Below are 17,115 nucleotides of genomic sequence, written 5' to 3' on the forward strand. Positions count from 1 at the left end.
GGAGGCTTGCCGGCGACCGTGGCGGCCAGTAAACTGCGCGGCCCAGCAGTAACGCAGTATTCGGGCGGTTAGCTCAGCGGTAGAGCATTGCCTTCACACGGCAAGGGTCGCAGGTTCGATCCCTGCACCGCCCACCAGCAGTACCGGAGCCGGCCCCGCGCCGGCTTTTTTGTGCCCGCGGCACGGACCTGTCAGGAGCATTGGCATGCACCCCACCCGCCTGTACCACAACCCCCGCTGCTCCAAGTCGCGAGGTGCGTTGGAGCTGCTGCGCGAACGCGGCATCGAGCCGCAGATCGTCGCCTACCTCGACACGCCGCCGACAGAAGACGAACTGCGACAACTGGTCGCGATGCTCGGCCTGCCGGCGCGCACGCTGCTGCGCACCGGCGAAAGCGAATACGCCGAACTCGGGCTCGACGACCCGGCACTGACGGACGAGCGGATCATCGCCGCGATGGCGACGCACCCCCGGTTGATCGAGCGCCCGGTCTTCGTCCACGGCGGTCGCGCCGTGATCGGCCGCCCGCCGGAACGCGTGCTCGAACTGCTCGACTGAGTCGCCTCAGAACGACTTGCTCTGCCGCATCCGGCGTACCCGCTCGGGCGCGCAGAACGAGTCGCTGCGCGCACTCGCCCAGAACGCCTTGAACACCGAGTGCTCCGGGATGCCCGCGAGCAGCTCGCCCGGCTCGAGGAAGCGGAACAGCGCCGCCAGCGAGCGCACCTCGGTCGGCGTCACCCGACGCATGATGTGTTCGGGACCGATCTCGCGCGGGTGCTCCAGGCCGGCCGCGCAGATCAGGTCGCGCAGCGCCCGCACCGTGTTGTGGTGGAAGTTGTGGACGCGCACCGCCTTGTCGGTGACGTCCAGCCCACGCCAGCGGCGCGGGTCCTGGGTGGCGACGCCGGTCGGGCAATGGTCGGTGTGGCAGGCCTGGGCCTGGATGCAGCCGACCGCGAACATGAAGCCGCGCCCCGCGTTGCACCAGTCCGCGCCCATCGCCAGCGTGCGCGCGATGTCGAACGCGCTGGTGATCTTGCCGGCCGACGCCAGCCGCAGATTGTCGCGCAGTTCCAGCCCGACCAGGGTGTTGTGAACCAGCATCAGCGCCTCGTGCATCGGCACGCCGACGTGGTCGATGAATTCCGCCGGCGATGCGCCGGTACCGCCCTCGGCGCCGTCGACCACGATGAAGTCCGGCAGGATCCCGGTTTCCTTCATCGCCTTGGCGATGCCGAACCACTCCCAAGGGTGGCCGATCGCAAGCTTGAAGCCGGTCGGCTTGCCGCCGGAAAGCTCACGCAAGCGGGCAACGAACTCGAGCAGCCCGACCGGTGTCGAGAACGCGCTGTGCTGCGCCGGCGACACGCACTCCACGCCCGGCGGCACACCGCGGGTCACCGCGATCTCGGGGCTGACCTTGGGCGCCGGCAGCACCCCGCCGTGGCCCGGCTTGGCGCCCTGCGACAGCTTCACCTCGATCATCTTGACCTGCGGGTCGATGGCGTTCTCGACGAAGCGCTCGACGCTGAAGTTGCCCTCGTGGTCGCGGCAACCGAAGTAGCCCGAACCGATCTCCCACACCAGGTCGCCGCCGTGTTCGCGGTGGTACGGCGAAATCGAACCCTCGCCGGTGTCGTGGTAGAAGCCGCCCGCCTTCGCGCCCTTGTTGAGCGCGCGGATCGCGTTGGCCGACAGCGAACCGAAGCTCATCGCCGAGATGTTGAACACGCTCGCCGAGTACGGCTGCGCTGTGTTCTCGCCGACCAGCACCCGGAAGTCCGGGTCGACGTGCTGGCTCGGCACCATCGAATGGTTGATCCACTCGTAATCCGGGCCGTAGACGTCCTGCAGGGTGCCGAACGGACGGGTGTCGATCACCGACTTGGAGCGCTGGTAGACCAGTGCGCGCTGCAGCCGCGAGAACGGTACCTCCGCGGTGTCGGCCTGGATGAAGTACTGCCGCATTTCCGGGCCGATCGACTCCAGCCCGTAGCGGAAGTGCGCCAGCAGCGGGTAGTTGCGACGCAGCGTGCTGCGCGTCTGCAGCAGGTCCCAGGTGCCCAGTGCGGCCAGCGCGCCGGACACGAGGAGCAGCCACATCCAGTCGCGATCCAGCACGAGCGTCATCAGCGCCGGCAGCAGCGTCAGGGCGAGCGCGGCGATGTAGAGGGCATAACGCGACATGGAATCTCCCGTGGACCGGACACCCAAGGATAACCGCGCCCCCCGAGCCCGGCCGGGATGGTGGGTGCGCCGCGCCTATTGGCCGTCGGTGTCGACCGGCGTGGCCGGCGTCGCTTCGCGCAGCGCGGCCAGCAGCCCCTGGCTCGCGCGTCCGTCGACGGTGCGGCCCAGTCGTTGCTGTTCGACCCTGATCGCGGCACGCGAACCGGCACCGATGATGCCGTCCACCTCGCCGATGTCGTGCCCGCGCTGCAGCAGGATCCGTTGCAGCTCGCGCCGCTCCCGTCGCGACAGGCCCGGGTCGTCGGTCGGCCAGTCGCGCACCAGTCCGCCCTGTCCGCGCAAGCGATCGGAAAGCAGCGCGATCGCGAACGCGTAGCTCTCGGCGGCGTTGTACGAATAGATCGCGTCGAAATTGCGGAACACCAGGAAGGCCGGCCCGTCCCTGCCCGCCGGCATCACCAGCGCCGTGCGCCTCGCATCCGGCGCGATCGCGCTGCCGTCGACGCGGGTGATGCCCTGCCCGACCCAGTGCGACAGCGGCCGGCGATGGGTGCGTCCGCTCGGGCCGGCATAGCCGCGCGGCACCGCGACCTCGTAACCCCACGGGTTGCCGGTCTGCCAGCCGGCACGCTTCAGGTAGTTGGCGGTCGACGCCAGCGCGTCGGGGATGCTGCCGACCAGGTCGCGCCGGCCGTCACCGTCGAAGTCCACCGCAAGGCGGCGGTAGGTCGACGGGATGAACTGGGTGTGGCCGAAAGCGCCGGCCCACGAGCCGACCAGCCGCTCGGGCGCGACGTCGCCGTCGCGGATGATGCGCAGCGTCGCGAACAGCTCGTCGCGGAAGAAATCCTGCCGCCGTCCCATGCATGACAGTGTCGACAGCGACTGCAGCAGCGGCCGCTTGCCGAAGGTGTCGCCGAAGTCGCTCTCCACGCCCCAGACCGCGACCACCGTGGCCGGGTCGACGCCGTAGGCCTTGCGTACACGCTCCAGCGTGGCCGCGTGCTGCTCGAGCATGGCCTTGCCATCGGCGACGCGCTCCTGGTCGACCAGTCCGGCCAGGTAGTCCCAGATCGGCGTCCTGAACTCCGGCTGCGCGTCAAGCAGCCGCAGCACCGTGGTATCGGGCACCACGTCGCGCACGTGCCGGTTGAACAGCGCCCGGTCGATACCCTCGCGGCTCGCCCGGGTCTCGAGGCTGTCCAGGCAGCGGTCGTAGGCGGCTGCGTCGTAGGGAGGCACCGTGGCAGCCTGCGGCGCCGCGGCCATGGCGATGGCGAGCAGGTTCGGAAGCATGGCCGAACCTTATCGACCCCCGTCGTGACGGCGCCGTGGTCGGGGCGTGGCCGCGGTCAGGTAGCCGCGCGGACCAGCAGGTAGCCGCCCACGCTGAGCCACAGGAACAGCACGCCGGCCAGCAGCAGCGGCCGCGGCCCGAGCGCACGCAGCTTGGCGACGCGCGTCTCCACGCCCAGCGCGGCCATCGCGGTGGCCAGCAGCAGCGTGTCCAGCGTCAGCAGCGCCGACTTCCACGACGGCGGCAGCTCCACCAGCGAGTTGAATGCGACGACGGCGAGGAAGCCCAGCGCGAACCACGGGATCACCATCGCCCGCTCGCCACCGTTGGCGCGCGCCTCGTGCCAGCCGAGCGCCAGCAGCACCGGCACCAGCAGCAGCACGCGGGTCAGCTTGACGATCACCGCGGCGTCGGCGGTCTCCGGGCTGACCGCGCTGCCGACCGCCACCACCTGCGCCACCTCGTGCACGGTCGCGCCGGCGTACAGGCCGAACGCCGCCGGGTCGAGCCCGATGTGCGGATACAGCGCCGGATACAGGAAGATGTTGAGCGTGCCGAACAGCACCACCGTCGCCACCGCGATGGCGACCTTGCTCGGTTCGGCGCGGATCACGCGCTCCACCGCCAGCACCGCGGCCGCGCCACAGATCGCACTGCCGGCCGCGGTCAGCATCGCCGTGTGGCGGTCCAGCCCGAACCAGCGGCGCCCCGCCCAGGTGCCCAACAGCAGGGTCGAGACGACCACCACCAGGTCGACCAGCAGCCCGGCAACGCCGATCGCTGCGATGTCCTGGAAGCTCAATCGCAACCCGTACAGCACCACGCCCGCACGCAGCAGTTGTCGCTGAGACAGGTGCAGCCCGGGACCGAGGCTGGCCGGCAGCCGCGCACCCAACACGTTGCCGACCAGCAGGCCAAGCACGATCGCGCAGGTCAGCGCGCTCAGCTGCCAGCGCGCCAGCCACGGCAGGTCGGCCAGCCACAGCCCGGCAAGCCCCAGCGCGAGCGCGAGCGCGAGGCCCGGCAGCAGGCGCGGCCCGGGACGCAGGGACTCGGGGATCAGGCGGGAGGCGACGGTCTGGGGCATGGCGGTCGGGGACGGCGGGTGGCGTGCATGCTCCGCGTTGCCGCCTCCTCAGTACAGTTGATATTACTTAGCGGCATGATCAAATAACCTGATGATCGGCGTCAGCCCCCGCCAGCTCGAGATATTCGTCGCCGTTGCCGTCGCCGGCAGCGTGCGCGGCGCGGCCGGCCAGCTTCACCTGAGCCAGCCGGCAGTGAGCATGGGCCTGTCGGAACTGGAGCGCCTGCTGGGGCGTCGGGTGTTCGACCGCGTGCAGCGACGGCTGCACCTCAACGCCCACGGCAAGCGACTGCTGCCACAGGCGCAGGAGATCCTCGAGCGGCTGCGCGAGTTCGGCGCGGCCGAGTCGCCCGGGCAACTCTCTGGGGACCTCCGCCTCGGCGCCAGCAACACCATCGGCAATTACCTCGTGGGCGACCTGCTGGGTGACTTCGTGGCCACGCATCCGCGGGTGTCGCTGCGCCTGCACGTGGACAACAGCGCCGCCATCCTCGCCGGCATGCTGGACTACAGCCTCGACCTGGGCTGCATCGAGGGGCCGGCCGCGCATCCCGAGCTCGAACTGCTGCCTTGGCGCAAGGACGCACTCTGCGTCTGCGCCCCGCCCGGCCATCGCCTGGCCACGCGCAAGCGCCTGCGCCCGGAGGACTTCGCCGGTGCGCGATGGATCCTGCGCGAGGCGGGTTCTGCCACCCGCGGACAGGCCGAGCGCATGCTCGCCTCGCTTCCGGCGGGTGAAACGGTGCTGGAACTCGGCCAGAGCGAGGCGATCAAGCAGGCCGTCATCGCCGGGCTCGGGCTGGCATTGCTGCCGCAGGTGGCGGTCGAACCGGCGCGCGAGGCGGGGCGGATCGCGGTGCTGCACACGCCGTTCCTGTCGCTGCAGCGCGAACTGAGCCTGGTACTGCACCGCCGGCGCCATCGCGGACGGCTGTTGCAGGCGTTCCTGCAAAGCGTACGGCGCGAACGCGCCTGAGTGCGTGGTGCCCGGAGTCGGGATCGAACCGACATGACCTTGCGGCCGAGGGATTTTAAGTCCCTTGCGTCTACCAGTTTCGCCATCCGGGCCGATGGGTCGCGACAAAAGAAAAACCGCGCCGGGGCGCGGTTTGAAGATGGAGGCCGAGGTCGGAATTGAACCGGCGTACGCGGATTTGCAGTCCGCTGCATAACCACTCTGCCACCCGGCCGGATGACGCGCACCGCAAGCATACCGCTTGTGGTGCCGGCTGCACGAAGCAGCCTCTGGAAAAAACAAAACCCCGCGAACGGGGTTTGTTTCGAAAACCCCTCCGGCGGACCGGAGGGCGAAATCTGGAGCGGGAAACGAGACTCGAACTCGCGACCCCGACCTTGGCAAGGTCGTGCTCTACCAACTGAGCTATTCCCGCTGAGGAGCCGCCATTTTAGGCATGGACGCAGAAGTGTCAACTAGTTTTTCGCATCTTCCTTCAGCGACGGCCACGCCGCGTGCAGGTAGGCGAATCCGGACCACAGCGTCAGCAGCGCGGCGGCGGCCAGCAGCCACTCGCCGATGACGAAGACCGGCAGGCCGAGGAAGTCCTGCTGGTACAGCAGGCACACCAGCGCGACCATCTGGACGATGGTCTTGATCTTGCCGATCGAGGCCACTTTCACCTTCGCGCGCTGGCCCAGCTCGGCCATCCACTCGCGCAAAGCAGACACCGCGATCTCGCGGCCGATGATCACCGCCGCCCACAGCGTCATCCAGACAGTCGGGTGCGCCTGGACGGTCAGCATCAGCGCGGTGGCCACCATCAGTTTGTCGGCGACCGGGTCGAGGAACTCGCCGAATGCCGAGTACTGGTTGTAGCGCCGCGCGATCCAGCCATCCAGCCAGTCGGTGATCGAGGCCAGGGCGAAGATCGCCGCGGCGGCGATGTGCGCCCCGCGGAACTCCAGGTAAAACACCAGCACCAGCACCGGGATCAGCACGATCCGCAGCAGCGTGAGCATGGTCGGTACCGTCAACTTCATTCATCGCTCCGTGTCGCACTGGCCCGGGGGGCGCCATCGGCGTTCTCCAGCCCGTGCAGGGTCGCATAGATGCGCTCGGCAAGGGCGGCGTTGACCCCGTCCACGCGTGATATTTCCTCGATGCCGGCGGCTTTCAGGCCGCCCAGTCCACCGAAATGCTTGAGCAGGTTGGCCCGCCGCCGCGGACCGATGCCGGGGATGTCCTCCAGCCGGCTGGTGCTGCGCGCCTTCTGGCGGCGCCCGCGATGGCCGGTGATGGCGAAGCGGTGGGCCTCGTCACGGACCTGCTGGACCAGTTGCAGTGCCGGCGACCCGGCGCCCGGCCGCACGCAGCGGCGGTCAGGCAGCAGCAGTTCCTCGTCGCCGGGCCGGCGGGCCGGCCCCTTCGCCACGCCGACCAGCGCGACGCCTTCTACGCCCAGCTCGTCCAGCACCGCCCTCGCCTGCGCGACCTGGCCGGCGCCGCCGTCGATCAGCAGGATGTCGGGCAGCACCGCGGCGGCTTTCTCGGAGCGCTTGCGACTGGTGGCGGCAGCAGGGTCGTCGGCGTCCACCGCATCGGAGGCCACCGCCCGCTTGAACCGCCGGCTGATCGCCTGGTGCATCGCGGCGTAGTCGTCGCCCGGCTCGATGCCGGCGATGTTGTAGCGCCGGTACTGGCCGCGCACCGGCCCCTCGGCGTCGAACACCACGCACGACGCGACGGTCGCCTCGCCCATGGTGTGGCTGATGTCGAAGCACTCGATGCGCTGCGGCAGCGCGGCCATGCCGAGCAGGTCGCGCAGGTCTTCGGCGCGGGCGAGCTGGGCGGCGTGGCTGGTGCGCTCGCTGGCCAGGGTGATCTGCGCGTTGCGGCGGGCCATGTCGAGGTAGCCGGCGCGGTCTCCACGCACACGGTGGCGGATCTCGACCCGTCGCTCGCCCGAGGCCGACAGCGCCTGCTGGATCAGTTCGCGGTCCGGGATGTCACGGTCGACAACGATTTCGCGCGGCGGCAGCTGCTCGCCGTAGTACTGCGACACGAACGCGGCCAGCACCTCGTCCGGGTTCTCGCTGCCGTTGGTCTTCGGGAAGAAGGACCGGGTGCCGAGGTTGCGGCCGTCGCGGAACGCAAGCAGCACCACGCACGCGGCGGCGCCCTGCATCGCGACGGCGAGCACGTCGAGGTCGGCAGCGCGGCCGTCGACGTACTGGCGGGCCTGCAGGGTGCGGATCGACGCGATCAGGTCGCGCAGGCGGGCCGCTTCTTCGAAATCCAGGCGTTCGCTGGCCCGCTCCATCTTCGCGCCGAGCTCGTCGGTGAGCTGGTCGCTGCGCCCTTCCAGCAGCAGCGTCGCCTGGCGCACGTCCTCGGCGTAGTCGCGGGCGGAAATCAGGCCGACGCAGGACCCGCTGCAGCGACCGATCTGGTACTGCAGGCACGGCCGGCTGCGGTTGCGGAACACGCTGTCCTCGCAGCTGCGCAGCTTGAACAGCTTGTGCATCAGGTTGAGCGTGTCGCGCACGGCGCCGACACTGGCGTAGGGGCCGAAGTAGCGCCCCGGCACCGATCGCGGCCCGCGATGCATGGTGATCCGCGGCCACTGCTCCTGGGTCAGCAGCACGTAGGGATAGCTCTTGTCGTCGCGCAGCAGCACGTTGTAACGGGGCTTTAGCGACTTGATCAGCTCGTTCTCGAGGATCAGCGCCTCCGCTTCGGTACGGGTGACAGTGACCTCCATCCGCGCCGTCTGCGCCAGCATCGCCATGATCCGCGCCGATTTCGGGGTCGCGTTGAAGTAGCTCGATACCCGGTTTTTCAGTGCGCTGGCCTTGCCGACGTACAGCACGTTGTCGTCGGCGCCGATCATCCGGTAGACACCCGGCGCGGTGCTGAGGGCGCGGGCGAAGGCCTTGCCGTCGAACGGCGGCGCGGCGCTCACGGATGGCCTCCGCGGCAGCCGCCGGGACACGGAGGCGGCACGGACGTGTTGGCGTGGCGGGCGGGCATCGGCTCCATGGATGGGGGTGATTATCGCCCGTGCAATCGGCCGGCGGGCCTCGGTGCGGTGCGCGTTCACACGGCAGGCCGGGCTGGCGCGGGTGCGCGGCCGCTGCAATCATCGGAGCATGCCGTCGCCCGCCACCTCGCCCCGCGCCGCCGCGCTCGCCCGCTGCAAGCGGATTGCGGTGGCGATGCTGGTGCTGGCGGCGCTGGTGTTCGTGGTCGGCAGCTGGATGGAGGTGCGGCACCCGCACTGGGCGTTCGGCCTGGTGGTGGCGATGGCCGAAGCGGCGATGATCGGCGGGCTGGCGGACTGGTTCGCGGTGGTCGCGCTGTTCCGCCATCCGCTCGGACAGCGCTGGATCCCGCACACGGCGATCATCCCGAACCGCAAGGACGCGCTCGGCCGGGCGCTGGCGGACTTCATCTGCGACCACTTCCTGGAGCCGCGCGAGGTGCTGCGCAAGCTGGACGAATTCGACCCGGCCACGCGCCTGGCCGCGGCGCTGTATCGGCCGGAGAACGCCACGCGGGTCGGCCGGCTGGTGGTCGACCTGTCGCCGCACCTGCTGGCCATGCTCGACAGCGAGCGCCTGCACGGCTTTCTGGAACGGCTCACCCGCGAGCAGCTGCGCCGCATGGACGTCGCCGCGCTGGCCGGCCAGGTGCTGGAGGTGATGACCCACCAGCGCCGCCACCAGGCGTTGCTGGACAGCGTGCTGCGGGACGTCGCGGGCGTGCTGGCCGACCCGTCCACGCAGGAAACCGTGGCGGCGCGCATCGCGCCGCAACTGTGGTCGGTGCTGCGCCTGACCGGGCTGGACGAACCGGTGGCGCGGCGGCTGGCCGAACGCGTGGTGGCGGGCGTCGGCGACCTCGTCAACGAGATGGCGACCGATCCGGAGCACGACCTGCGCCTGCGCTTCGACGACTACGCGGACGACTTCATCGAGCGCCTGCGCACCGACCCGGCGCTGCAACACAAGGTCGCGGTCATGCGCGACCGCCTGCTCGACGATCCGGCCCTGCCCCGCTACATCCGCGGCCTGTGGGACGACGTGCTGGCGTGGCTGCAGCAGGACCTGCGCCGGGACGACTCGCAAGTCGCCGCGCGCGCCGGCGGCGTCGCGCTGCTGCTGGGCGATCGGCTCACCGCCGACGCGGCCATGCGCGACTGGATCAACCGCTGGCTGCGCGACACGATCGAACCGATGGTGGACCGCTACCGTGGCAGCATCCGCGGTTTCATCGTCGAGCGCGTCGGCCGCTGGGACACCCGCGAACTGGTCGACGAGCTGGAACTCAGCGTCGGCAGCGACCTGCAGTACATCCGCTACAACGGCACCGCGATCGGCGCGCTGATCGGCGGCGTGCTGTTCGCAGTCGTGCAGCTGATCGGCCGGCTTGGCGCCTGATCAGCCGCGCGTGCGGTCCGTGGCAATGCGTTCTTCGGCCCGGGCGAGGTCGTCGGGCGTGTCGACGCCGGGCGGGAACGGCGACGGCGTGAGCGCCACCGCGATCCGGTGACCTGCCTCCAGCACGCGCAACTGCTCGAGCGATTCCACCCGCTCCAGCCGCCCCGGCGGCATCGCGGCGAACCGCTGCAGGAAGCCTGCGCGGTAGCCGTAGATGCCGATGTGGCGCAGCCAGGTGTGGCCTTCCGGCAGCCGGCTGCGGTCGGTCGCGAACGCGTCGCGCGGCCACGGTACCGGCGCGCGGCTGAAGTACAGTGCGTCGCCGTTGTCGGCCCGCACCACCTTCACGGCATTGGGGTCGAGCAGCGTATCGACGTCTTCGACCGGCGCCGCCAGGGTGGACATCTCCGCGCCGCTGTCGCGCAGCAACGCGGCAACGGTGCGGATGCCGTCGGCCGGCGCGAACGGTTCGTCGCCCTGCAGATTGACCACCACCGTGTCGTCGGCCCAGCCGGCGATGCGGGCGCACTCGGCGAGCCGGTCGGTGCCGGACGCATGCGCCGGCGAAGTCATCGCGACCTGCACACCGCTGCCCTGCAGCGCGTCGGCGATGCGGGCGTCGTCCGCCGCGACCCAGACCTCGCGCGCGCCGGCGGCGAGTGCGCGGCGGGCGACGTGCAGCACCAGCGGCTCGCCGGCCAACGGCCGCAGCGGCTTGCCCGGCAGGCGCGTGGCGTCGTGGCGGGCGGGAATCGCGACTACGAAGTCATCCGGGCTCATGGCCGCGATTGTGGTCGAGCGCCTGCAACCGGTCCAGCAGCGACACCCAGAACCCCTGCGGCAGCGCGGCCTGCACCGGCACGCTGTGGAACGCGTCGGTGGCGAACGCGGCGCACTTGACCGCGTCCTTCTCGGTCATCAGCACCGGCAACGGGCTGCCGAACTCGAAATCCGACTCGCGGTAGCGGTGGTGGTCGGCGAACGCGTGCGGCACCACGGCGATGCCGAGCCCGCGCAGCATCGAGAAGAATCGCTCGGGGTTGCCGATGCCGGCGACCGCATGCACGCGATGGCCGGCGAAGGTCTCAAGCGCCCGCGGGCGGCCGCCGCGCACCGGCACCGCGCGGTCGGCCAGCAGGCGCATCGGCCATTCGCCGAAGCCGGGCTCGCCGCCGTTGATGACGCGGAAGTCGCACACTTCGCCGCGCGCGGGTAGTTCGCGCAGCGGGCCAGCCGGAAGCAGCCGCCCGTTGCCGTAGCGACGGCGGCCATCGACCACCTCGATCTCGATGTCGCGCTCCAGCCGGTAGTGCTGCAGGCCATCATCGCAGATGACGATGTCGCAGCCGGCCTCGGCCAACGCCTTCGCGGCGGCGGCGCGGTCGCGGTCGGCGCGCAGCATGGCGCCGGTCCGGCGGGCGATCAGCACCGGCTCGTCGCCACCGATGGCGGGCGCGGTGTCGGCCTCGACCCACACCGCGTTGGCGACGTCGGCGCGGCCGTAGCCGCGGCTGGCGACGCCCGGGTTCCAGCCCTCGCTGCGCAGCCGCTCGACCAGCGCGATCGTCAGCGGGGTCTTGCCCGCGCCGCCGGCGGTGATGTTGCCGACCACGATCACCGGCACGCCGGGATGGCTGCTGCGGAGCCAGCCCTTGCGGTACAGCCAGCGGCGCACACCCGTCACCAGCGCGTACACCGACGCCAGCAGCCGCGCATGCAGCGGCACCGGCGCCTCGCCGTACCAGTACGGCGGCTGGTGCTCGCGCCGGCTGGAAGGAGCCGTCGGACCGGGGTTCATTGGGCCTCGCGGAACTGCATGCGGTGCAGGTGGGCGTACAGCCCGCCGCGCGCCAGCAGCTCGGAATGGGTACCGCGCTCGACGATGCGTCCCTCGTCGAGCACCAGCACCTGGTCGGCGTGTTCGATCGTCGACAGCCGGTGGGCGATCACCAGCGTCGTCCGGTCGGGCATCAACCGCTCCAGCGCGTCCTGCACCAGCCGTTCGGATTCGGTATCGAGCGCGGCGGTGGCCTCGTCGAGGATCAGCACCGGCGCGTCCTTCAGCATCGCACGGGCGATCGCGAGGCGCTGGCGCTGGCCGCCGGACAGCCGCCCGCCCTTGCTGCCGATGCCGGTATCGACGCCCTCGGGCAGGCGCTCGACGAACTCCATCGCGTTGGCGCCGCGGATCGCGCGCTCCAGGCCGTCGGGCGTCGCCTGTCCGAGTTCGCCATAGGCGACGTTGGCCGCGACCGTGCCGTCGAACAGCATCACCTGCTGCCCGACCAGCGCGATCTGCCGGCGCAGGTCGGCCAGCGGGTAGTCGCGCAGCGGGTGGCCGTCGAGCAGGATCTGCCCGGACTCGATTTCGTAGAAACGCGGGATCAGCTTGATGAGGGTCGACTTGCCACTGCCCGAACGGCCGACGATCGCGGTCACGGTGCCCGGCCGCGCTATGAAGCTGATGTCGCTCAGCGCCCGCTCGGCCTGCCCCGCGTAGCGGGCGCTGACGTCGCGGAACTCGATCTCGCCACGCGCGCGCTCCAGCGGACGCTGGCCTTCATCGGCCTCGTCCTCGGCGTCGATCACGTCGAACAGGCGGTCGGCCGAGGCGACACCGCGCTGCAACATGCCCTGCACGTTGGTCAGCTGCTTGAGCGACGGGATGATCGCCATCATCGAGATCATCAGGGTGACGAAGCCGCCGGCGCTCAGGCGCCCCGCCATCGCCTCGCGGCCGGCGAAGAACAGCAGCAGCGCCAGCCCGATCGAGCCCATCAACTGCACCATCGCCGAGGAGATGCTGCGGGTCGACTCTACCTTCAGGCTCAGCTTGAGGTGGTGGTCGGCCTGGTCCGCGTAGCGCTGCAGTTCGACCTGCTGCGCGCCGTAGACCTTGACCTCCTGCTGGTTGCCCAGCGCCTGGTCGGCCGACTGCATCAGGGCCGCGCCGCTTTCCTGGATCCTGTGGCTGATCCGCCTGTAGCGCTTGCCGACTTTGTCCATGATCCACGCCAGCGGCGGCGCCATGATCAGGATCGCGATCGTCACCTGCCAGCTCGTCCACAGCATCACGCCGAGCATCGCGATCACCTGCAGCGTCTGCTGCAGCATCACCTTCATCGCATCGATCGCCGCCTGTGCGACCTGGTCGCTGTCCGAACCCAGCCGCACCAGCATCGAAGGCACCGGCTCGGCGTCGAACCGCAGGCCCGGCAGCCGCAGGTACTTCCCAAGAACAAGCACGCGCAGGTCGCGGGCGATGCCGCGGCCGGACTTGGCCATGTGGATGTCGGTGACGTAGCCGGCGATGCCACGCAGCACGAACAGCCCGACGATGGCCAGTGGCAACAGCAGGCTGAATTCACTGTCGCGGGCGATGAACGTCTCGTCCACCACCGGCTCCATCAGCTTGGTGAAGGCGGCGGCGGACGCGGCCTCGACCAGCATGCCGACGCCGGCGATTGCCAGCAGGGGGCGGTAGGGGCGCGCGAAGCCGAGCAGCCGCCGGTAGACCTGCCACGGCGTGGCGGGTTGGCTCACGGAACCGCCCCGCTGCCCTCGCCGGCCGGCGGCGCGGTGGCGCTCATGACCCGGTTGAAGCCGAGCTGGCCGAGCGCGTCGTAGACGGTCACCACCGCCTGGTACGGGGTGCGGGCGTCGGCGCGCAGCATCACCGGGCGATCGCGGTCGGTGCCGGCGACCTCGGCGATGGTCGCCTTGAGCGAGCCGATGTCGGTCCGCAGCACCTCGCGGTCATCCACGAAGTAACGACCCTCGGCGTTGACCAGCACGATCAGCGGCGCGGTCGCCTCGGTCTGCTCGCCACTGGCGCGCGGCAGTTCGAGCTTGATCACCGAGCGCGCGTCGAACGTGGTGGTGACCACGAAAAAGATGATCAGTACCAGGATGACGTCGATCATCGGCACCAGGTCGATCTGCGGCGAATCGTCGGCGCGGTGGTCGCGGATGCGCATCGGTCAGCTCGCGCTCACCGGCGGGTTGATGCCGTGGCTGCCCGCGGCGACCTCGGCCGACGCGGCGGCCGGCTCGATGGTGTCGAGCAGGCGGATGGCCTCGTGTTCCATGTCGACGATGTACTCGGCGATGCGGCCGCGGAACCAGCGGTGCGCCATCAGCGCCGGGATCGCCACGATCATGCCGGTCGCGGTGCAGACCAGCGCCTTGCCGATGCCGCCGGCCAGTTCGTTGACGTCGCCGATGCCGCTCTCGCCGATCACCAGGAACATCTGGATCATGCCCACGACCGTGCCGAACAGGCCGAGCAGCGGACCGGCGGCGGCAATCGTGCCCAGGGTGTTGAGGTACCGCTCCATGCGGTGCACGAGGTGGCGGCCGACGTCCTCGATGCGCTCGCGGATCTGGTCTCGCGGGCGGTGGCGGACGTCGAGCGCGGCGGCCAGCAGGGCACCCAGCGGCGAGGTGGCGCGCAGGGAGTCGATGTGGGCGGGGTCGAGCTTGCCGCCCGCCGCCCAGGCCCGGACCTCCTGCCCGAGGCTCGGCGGCGCGACGGCGGCGCGGCGCAGGGTCCACGCGCGCTCCAGGATGATCGCCAGCGCGAGCACGGTCAGCACCAGCAGGGGAATCATCGGCCAACCGCCGGCCTTGACCAGTTCCAGCACGCACAACCTCCGGCCCGCGGCCGATCTACTCCGGCCGGTAGGATAGCCCAGCCTGCGCGGTGCCCGATGCGCCCGCGGCGCGGCGGGCGGCGTCCCACAGGCGCGGATGTGCGTCCCGTCGCGTTTCGACCACCGGCCCGCCGGGTGCCAACCGCACCGTGAGCGCCCCGCCCTCGGCGGTGGCTTGGACCCGGGCGCCGGAGGCCTGCCAGCGCGCCACCACGTCGGGTTTCGGATGGCCGAAACGGTTGCCGTGGCCATTCGACACCAGCGCGTGGCGTGCGCTGGTCGCGGCAATGAATGTCGGGTCGGAGGCGCTGCCGCTGCCATGGTGCGCGACCAGCACGACGTCGGCATCGATCGCGGACGCGGGGTCCCCGGTTGCGCGCCGAACCAGCCCGCGCTCGACAACCTCGCCGATGTCGCCGGTCAGCAATGCGCTCCCGTGTGCCGTGCTGATGCGCAATACGCAACTGGCCTCGTTTCCGAGGTACGGAAAGTACGGGGTCGGATGCAGGTAGCGGAACTCGACGCCGTCCCACTCCCAGCCGGTACCGGCGACGCAGTGGTGGCCGGCCGCGACCGGCGCGCCCTCCGGCGCATCGGTGCGGTCGACAGGGAGCGCGGCTACCACCGCATCGAACCCGCCGGCGTGGTCGCTGTCACCATGGCTGGCCACCGCGCGGTCCAGCCGGCGCACGCCCAGCGCCCGCAGCGCCGGCAGGACCACGCGCTCGCCGGCGTCATAGCCGGGCGTGGCGGGCCCCATGTCGTACAGCAGGCTGTGGTTGGCGGTGCGGACCAGGATCGCCATGCCCTGCCCCACGTCCAGCACCTGCAGTTCGGCCTCGCCATTGGCCGGGAGATGCCGGTCCGGCCACAGCAGCGGGAGCCACAGCAACAGCGCGAGCGGCTTGCCGGGCAGTCCCCGCGGCAACAGCAGCCAGAAGGCGCCGAGCACCGCCAGCGGCAGCGCGAACCAGCGCGGCTCCGGCAACCACCACAATGCCAGCCCGCTGGCCGAGAAGCGTTCGAACAGCGGCCAGCTGGCCTCGAAGCACCACGTCGCCAATCGCCACGCCCACTCGCCCCAGCCCACATGCACGGCCTCGAGCAGCGTTCCCAGCAGCGACAGCGGCACCACCACCAGGCTCCACCACGGCACCGCGATCAGGTTGGCCACCGGTCCGGCGAGCGACGCCTCGCCGAACAGCACCGCCGCCAGCGGCAACAGGCCAACGGTCGCCACGCCCTGCGCCGACAGCAGGTCGCGAACCGGCCGTTGCCCGGCGTCCGGCAGGCACCACAGCAGCCAGGCGACACCGAAGAAGCTCAGCCAGAACCCCGCGCCAAGGATGGCAAGCGGGTCGACCAGCAGGATCGCGATCGCCGCCAGCGCCAGAGCTTCGAAGGTCGACGTCGGTCGCCGTGCGGCGCGCACGCCGGCCACCACCGCGATCATCAGCACCGTGCGCACCGTCGGCAGCGCGAACCCGGCGACGGCGGCGTACCCGGCCGCGCCCAGCAGGCCCACGACCGCCATCGCCACCGGCCGTGGGCAGCGCCGGCCGAGCCCCGGCCACGCCCACCACGCCGCCGACGCCAGCAACGCGGCGAAGCCGGCCACCAGCCCGACGTGGAAGCCGGAGATCGCGATCAGGTGGGTCAGGCCGTTGGCCCGCAGCGTCATCCAGTCGGCATCCGACAGCCCGCGGGTGTCGCCAAGCGCCAGCGCCCGGACGAACCGGCTGCCATCGGAGGGCACCGCGGCGGCGATGCGGCCGGACATCCGCTCGCGCCAGGCATCGATGCCGGTCGCCGCGGATTGCAGCTGCGCGGACAACGGCTCGCGGACGTGACCACCCGCGGTGACGCGGTCGGCCATCGCATGCTTCTCGCTGTCGAAGCGGCCGGGGTTGCGCAGGCCGCGCGGTGCCTTGACCTGCACCCGCAGTTGCCAGCGCTGGCCGGCCCGCAGGCGGTCACGCCCGGTCGACGTCCCGTCGAAGTCGTCGTACCAGGACAGCTTCAGCAGACGGCCACGCAGCGGCTCCGGCTGCGCGGCCGTGTCGTCGACCCGGAACGCGAACGAGGTACGCCGCGGCTGGTGCTCCGGCAGTTCAACCACCCAGCCGGTGACGGCGACTTCGCGCTTCTCCCAGTCGGACGGCAGTTGCAGCGCGAGCGCGTGGGCGGCATGCAGACCGGCGAGCGCGAAGCCCGCCAGCGCGGCACCGGACCAGCGCAGGCGCCCGCCCTTCCACCATGCCAGCAACCCGACCGGCAGAGTCGCCACCAGCAGCCAGACCGGCGGCAGCTCCGGCAACCACAGGCACGCGGCAACGCCCGCCAGCAATGCGAGCGCGACGGCGATGCCGAACGGCGCCGTGGCGTGTGAAGTGTCGTGCGTCGACACCGCGCGTACTGCGGTTGCCCGCGCGGGAGTCCCGCCGGCGGTGTCGGGCGGCGTCCGTGCCGCTTCGTCCATGGCTACATC

14 protein-coding genes and 4 tRNA genes are annotated in these 17,115 nt (G+C 70.9%); 4 read left to right on the forward strand and 14 right to left on the reverse strand.

The annotated features are described in order from the left end of the window. Positions 1-62: 62 nt before the first annotated feature. Positions 63-137, forward strand: a tRNA-Val gene (locus N799_RS00390). Between the two features lie 68 nt (positions 138-205). Next, positions 206-559, forward strand: coding sequence for an arsenate reductase (glutaredoxin) (gene arsC, locus N799_RS00395; protein WP_036206229.1), 354 nt, complete (start codon positions 206-208; stop codon positions 557-559). Between the two features lie 6 nt (positions 560-565). Here the strand turns inward: arsC and N799_RS00400 are convergent, their stop codons facing one another. From N799_RS00400 to N799_RS00410, 3 genes are all read right to left on the reverse strand, one after another. Beyond that, entirely contained in the window at positions 566-2,191 is a 1,626-nt protein-coding gene (locus N799_RS00400) for an FMN-binding glutamate synthase family protein (protein WP_036206232.1), read from the reverse strand. A gap of 75 nt (positions 2,192-2,266) precedes the next feature. After that, positions 2,267-3,490, reverse strand: coding sequence for a lytic murein transglycosylase (locus tag N799_RS00405; RefSeq protein ID WP_036206235.1), 1,224 nt, complete (start codon positions 3,488-3,490; stop codon positions 2,267-2,269). A 56-nt stretch (positions 3,491-3,546) separates the two neighbouring features. Then, positions 3,547-4,578: a YeiH family protein gene (locus N799_RS00410; RefSeq protein WP_052100833.1), complete on the reverse strand. Its 1,032-nt coding sequence runs from the start codon at positions 4,576-4,578 to the stop codon at positions 3,547-3,549. A 91-nt stretch (positions 4,579-4,669) separates the two neighbouring features. Between N799_RS00410 and N799_RS00415 the strand changes: the two genes are divergently transcribed. Continuing rightward, positions 4,670-5,554 carry a LysR substrate-binding domain-containing protein gene (locus N799_RS00415; RefSeq protein ID WP_036206238.1) on the forward strand — a complete coding sequence of 295 codons (885 nt, stop codon included), beginning with the start codon at positions 4,670-4,672 and terminating at the stop codon, positions 5,552-5,554. Positions 5,555-5,559: 5 nt separating this feature from the next. Here N799_RS00415 and N799_RS00420 read toward each other — a convergent pair. The 5 genes from N799_RS00420 to uvrC form a co-directional block, all read right to left on the reverse strand. Then, positions 5,560-5,646, reverse strand: a tRNA-Leu gene (locus N799_RS00420). A 48-nt stretch (positions 5,647-5,694) separates the two neighbouring features. Then, positions 5,695-5,768: transfer RNA gene (locus tag N799_RS00425), tRNA-Cys, on the reverse strand. Between the two features lie 125 nt (positions 5,769-5,893). Beyond that, a tRNA-Gly gene (locus tag N799_RS00430) sits at positions 5,894-5,969 on the reverse strand. A 40-nt stretch (positions 5,970-6,009) separates the two neighbouring features. Next, a complete protein-coding gene (pgsA, locus tag N799_RS00435; RefSeq protein ID WP_036206240.1) occupies positions 6,010-6,576 on the reverse strand; it encodes a CDP-diacylglycerol--glycerol-3-phosphate 3-phosphatidyltransferase in 567 nt (188 codons plus the stop codon). Then, a complete protein-coding gene (gene uvrC / locus N799_RS00440; protein ID WP_036206242.1) occupies positions 6,573-8,498 on the reverse strand; it encodes an excinuclease ABC subunit UvrC in 1,926 nt (641 codons plus the stop codon). The genes pgsA and uvrC overlap by 4 nt, the downstream gene beginning before the upstream one ends. Before the next feature lie 187 nt (positions 8,499-8,685). On the opposite strand from uvrC, the gene N799_RS00445 reads away from it, so the two are divergent. Continuing rightward, positions 8,686-9,975: a DUF445 domain-containing protein gene (locus tag N799_RS00445; RefSeq protein ID WP_052100835.1), complete on the forward strand. Its 1,290-nt coding sequence runs from the start codon at positions 8,686-8,688 to the stop codon at positions 9,973-9,975. On the opposite strand, the gene kdsB is transcribed toward N799_RS00445, so the two are convergent. From kdsB to N799_RS00475, 6 genes are read right to left on the reverse strand one after another with little or no spacing between them, the layout of a single operon-like run. Then, positions 9,976-10,755, reverse strand: a complete 780-nt coding sequence (gene kdsB, locus N799_RS00450) for a 3-deoxy-manno-octulosonate cytidylyltransferase (RefSeq protein ID WP_036206244.1) — start codon at positions 10,753-10,755, stop codon at positions 9,976-9,978. Next, the gene (lpxK, locus tag N799_RS00455) at positions 10,742-11,773 is read right to left on the reverse strand and encodes a tetraacyldisaccharide 4'-kinase (RefSeq protein ID WP_052100838.1); all 1,032 of its coding nucleotides are present in this window, start codon (positions 11,771-11,773) and stop codon (positions 10,742-10,744) included. Before lpxK ends, kdsB begins: the two co-directional genes overlap by 14 nt. Continuing rightward, positions 11,770-13,518 carry a lipid A export permease/ATP-binding protein MsbA gene (msbA, locus tag N799_RS00460; protein WP_036206248.1) on the reverse strand — a complete coding sequence of 583 codons (1,749 nt, stop codon included), beginning with the start codon at positions 13,516-13,518 and terminating at the stop codon, positions 11,770-11,772. Before msbA ends, lpxK begins: the two co-directional genes overlap by 4 nt. Further along, positions 13,515-13,952 (reverse strand): ExbD/TolR family protein, encoded by a 438-nt coding sequence (locus N799_RS00465; RefSeq protein ID WP_036206251.1) that lies wholly within the window; start codon positions 13,950-13,952, stop codon positions 13,515-13,517. The genes msbA and N799_RS00465 overlap by 4 nt, the downstream gene beginning before the upstream one ends. 3 nt (positions 13,953-13,955) lie before the next feature. Next, a complete protein-coding gene (locus N799_RS00470) occupies positions 13,956-14,618 on the reverse strand; it encodes a MotA/TolQ/ExbB proton channel family protein (protein WP_036206678.1) in 663 nt (220 codons plus the stop codon). Positions 14,619-14,643: 25 nt separating this feature from the next. After that, complete coding sequence (locus N799_RS00475; RefSeq protein ID WP_052100840.1) at positions 14,644-17,034, reverse strand: DNA internalization-related competence protein ComEC/Rec2; 2,391 nt, start codon at positions 17,032-17,034, stop codon at positions 14,644-14,646. Positions 17,035-17,115: the final 81 nt, after the last annotated feature.

Origin of the sequence: Lysobacter arseniciresistens ZS79 (assembly GCF_000768335.1) — a bacterium.
Taxonomy (GTDB): domain Bacteria; phylum Pseudomonadota; class Gammaproteobacteria; order Xanthomonadales; family Xanthomonadaceae; genus Novilysobacter; species Novilysobacter arseniciresistens.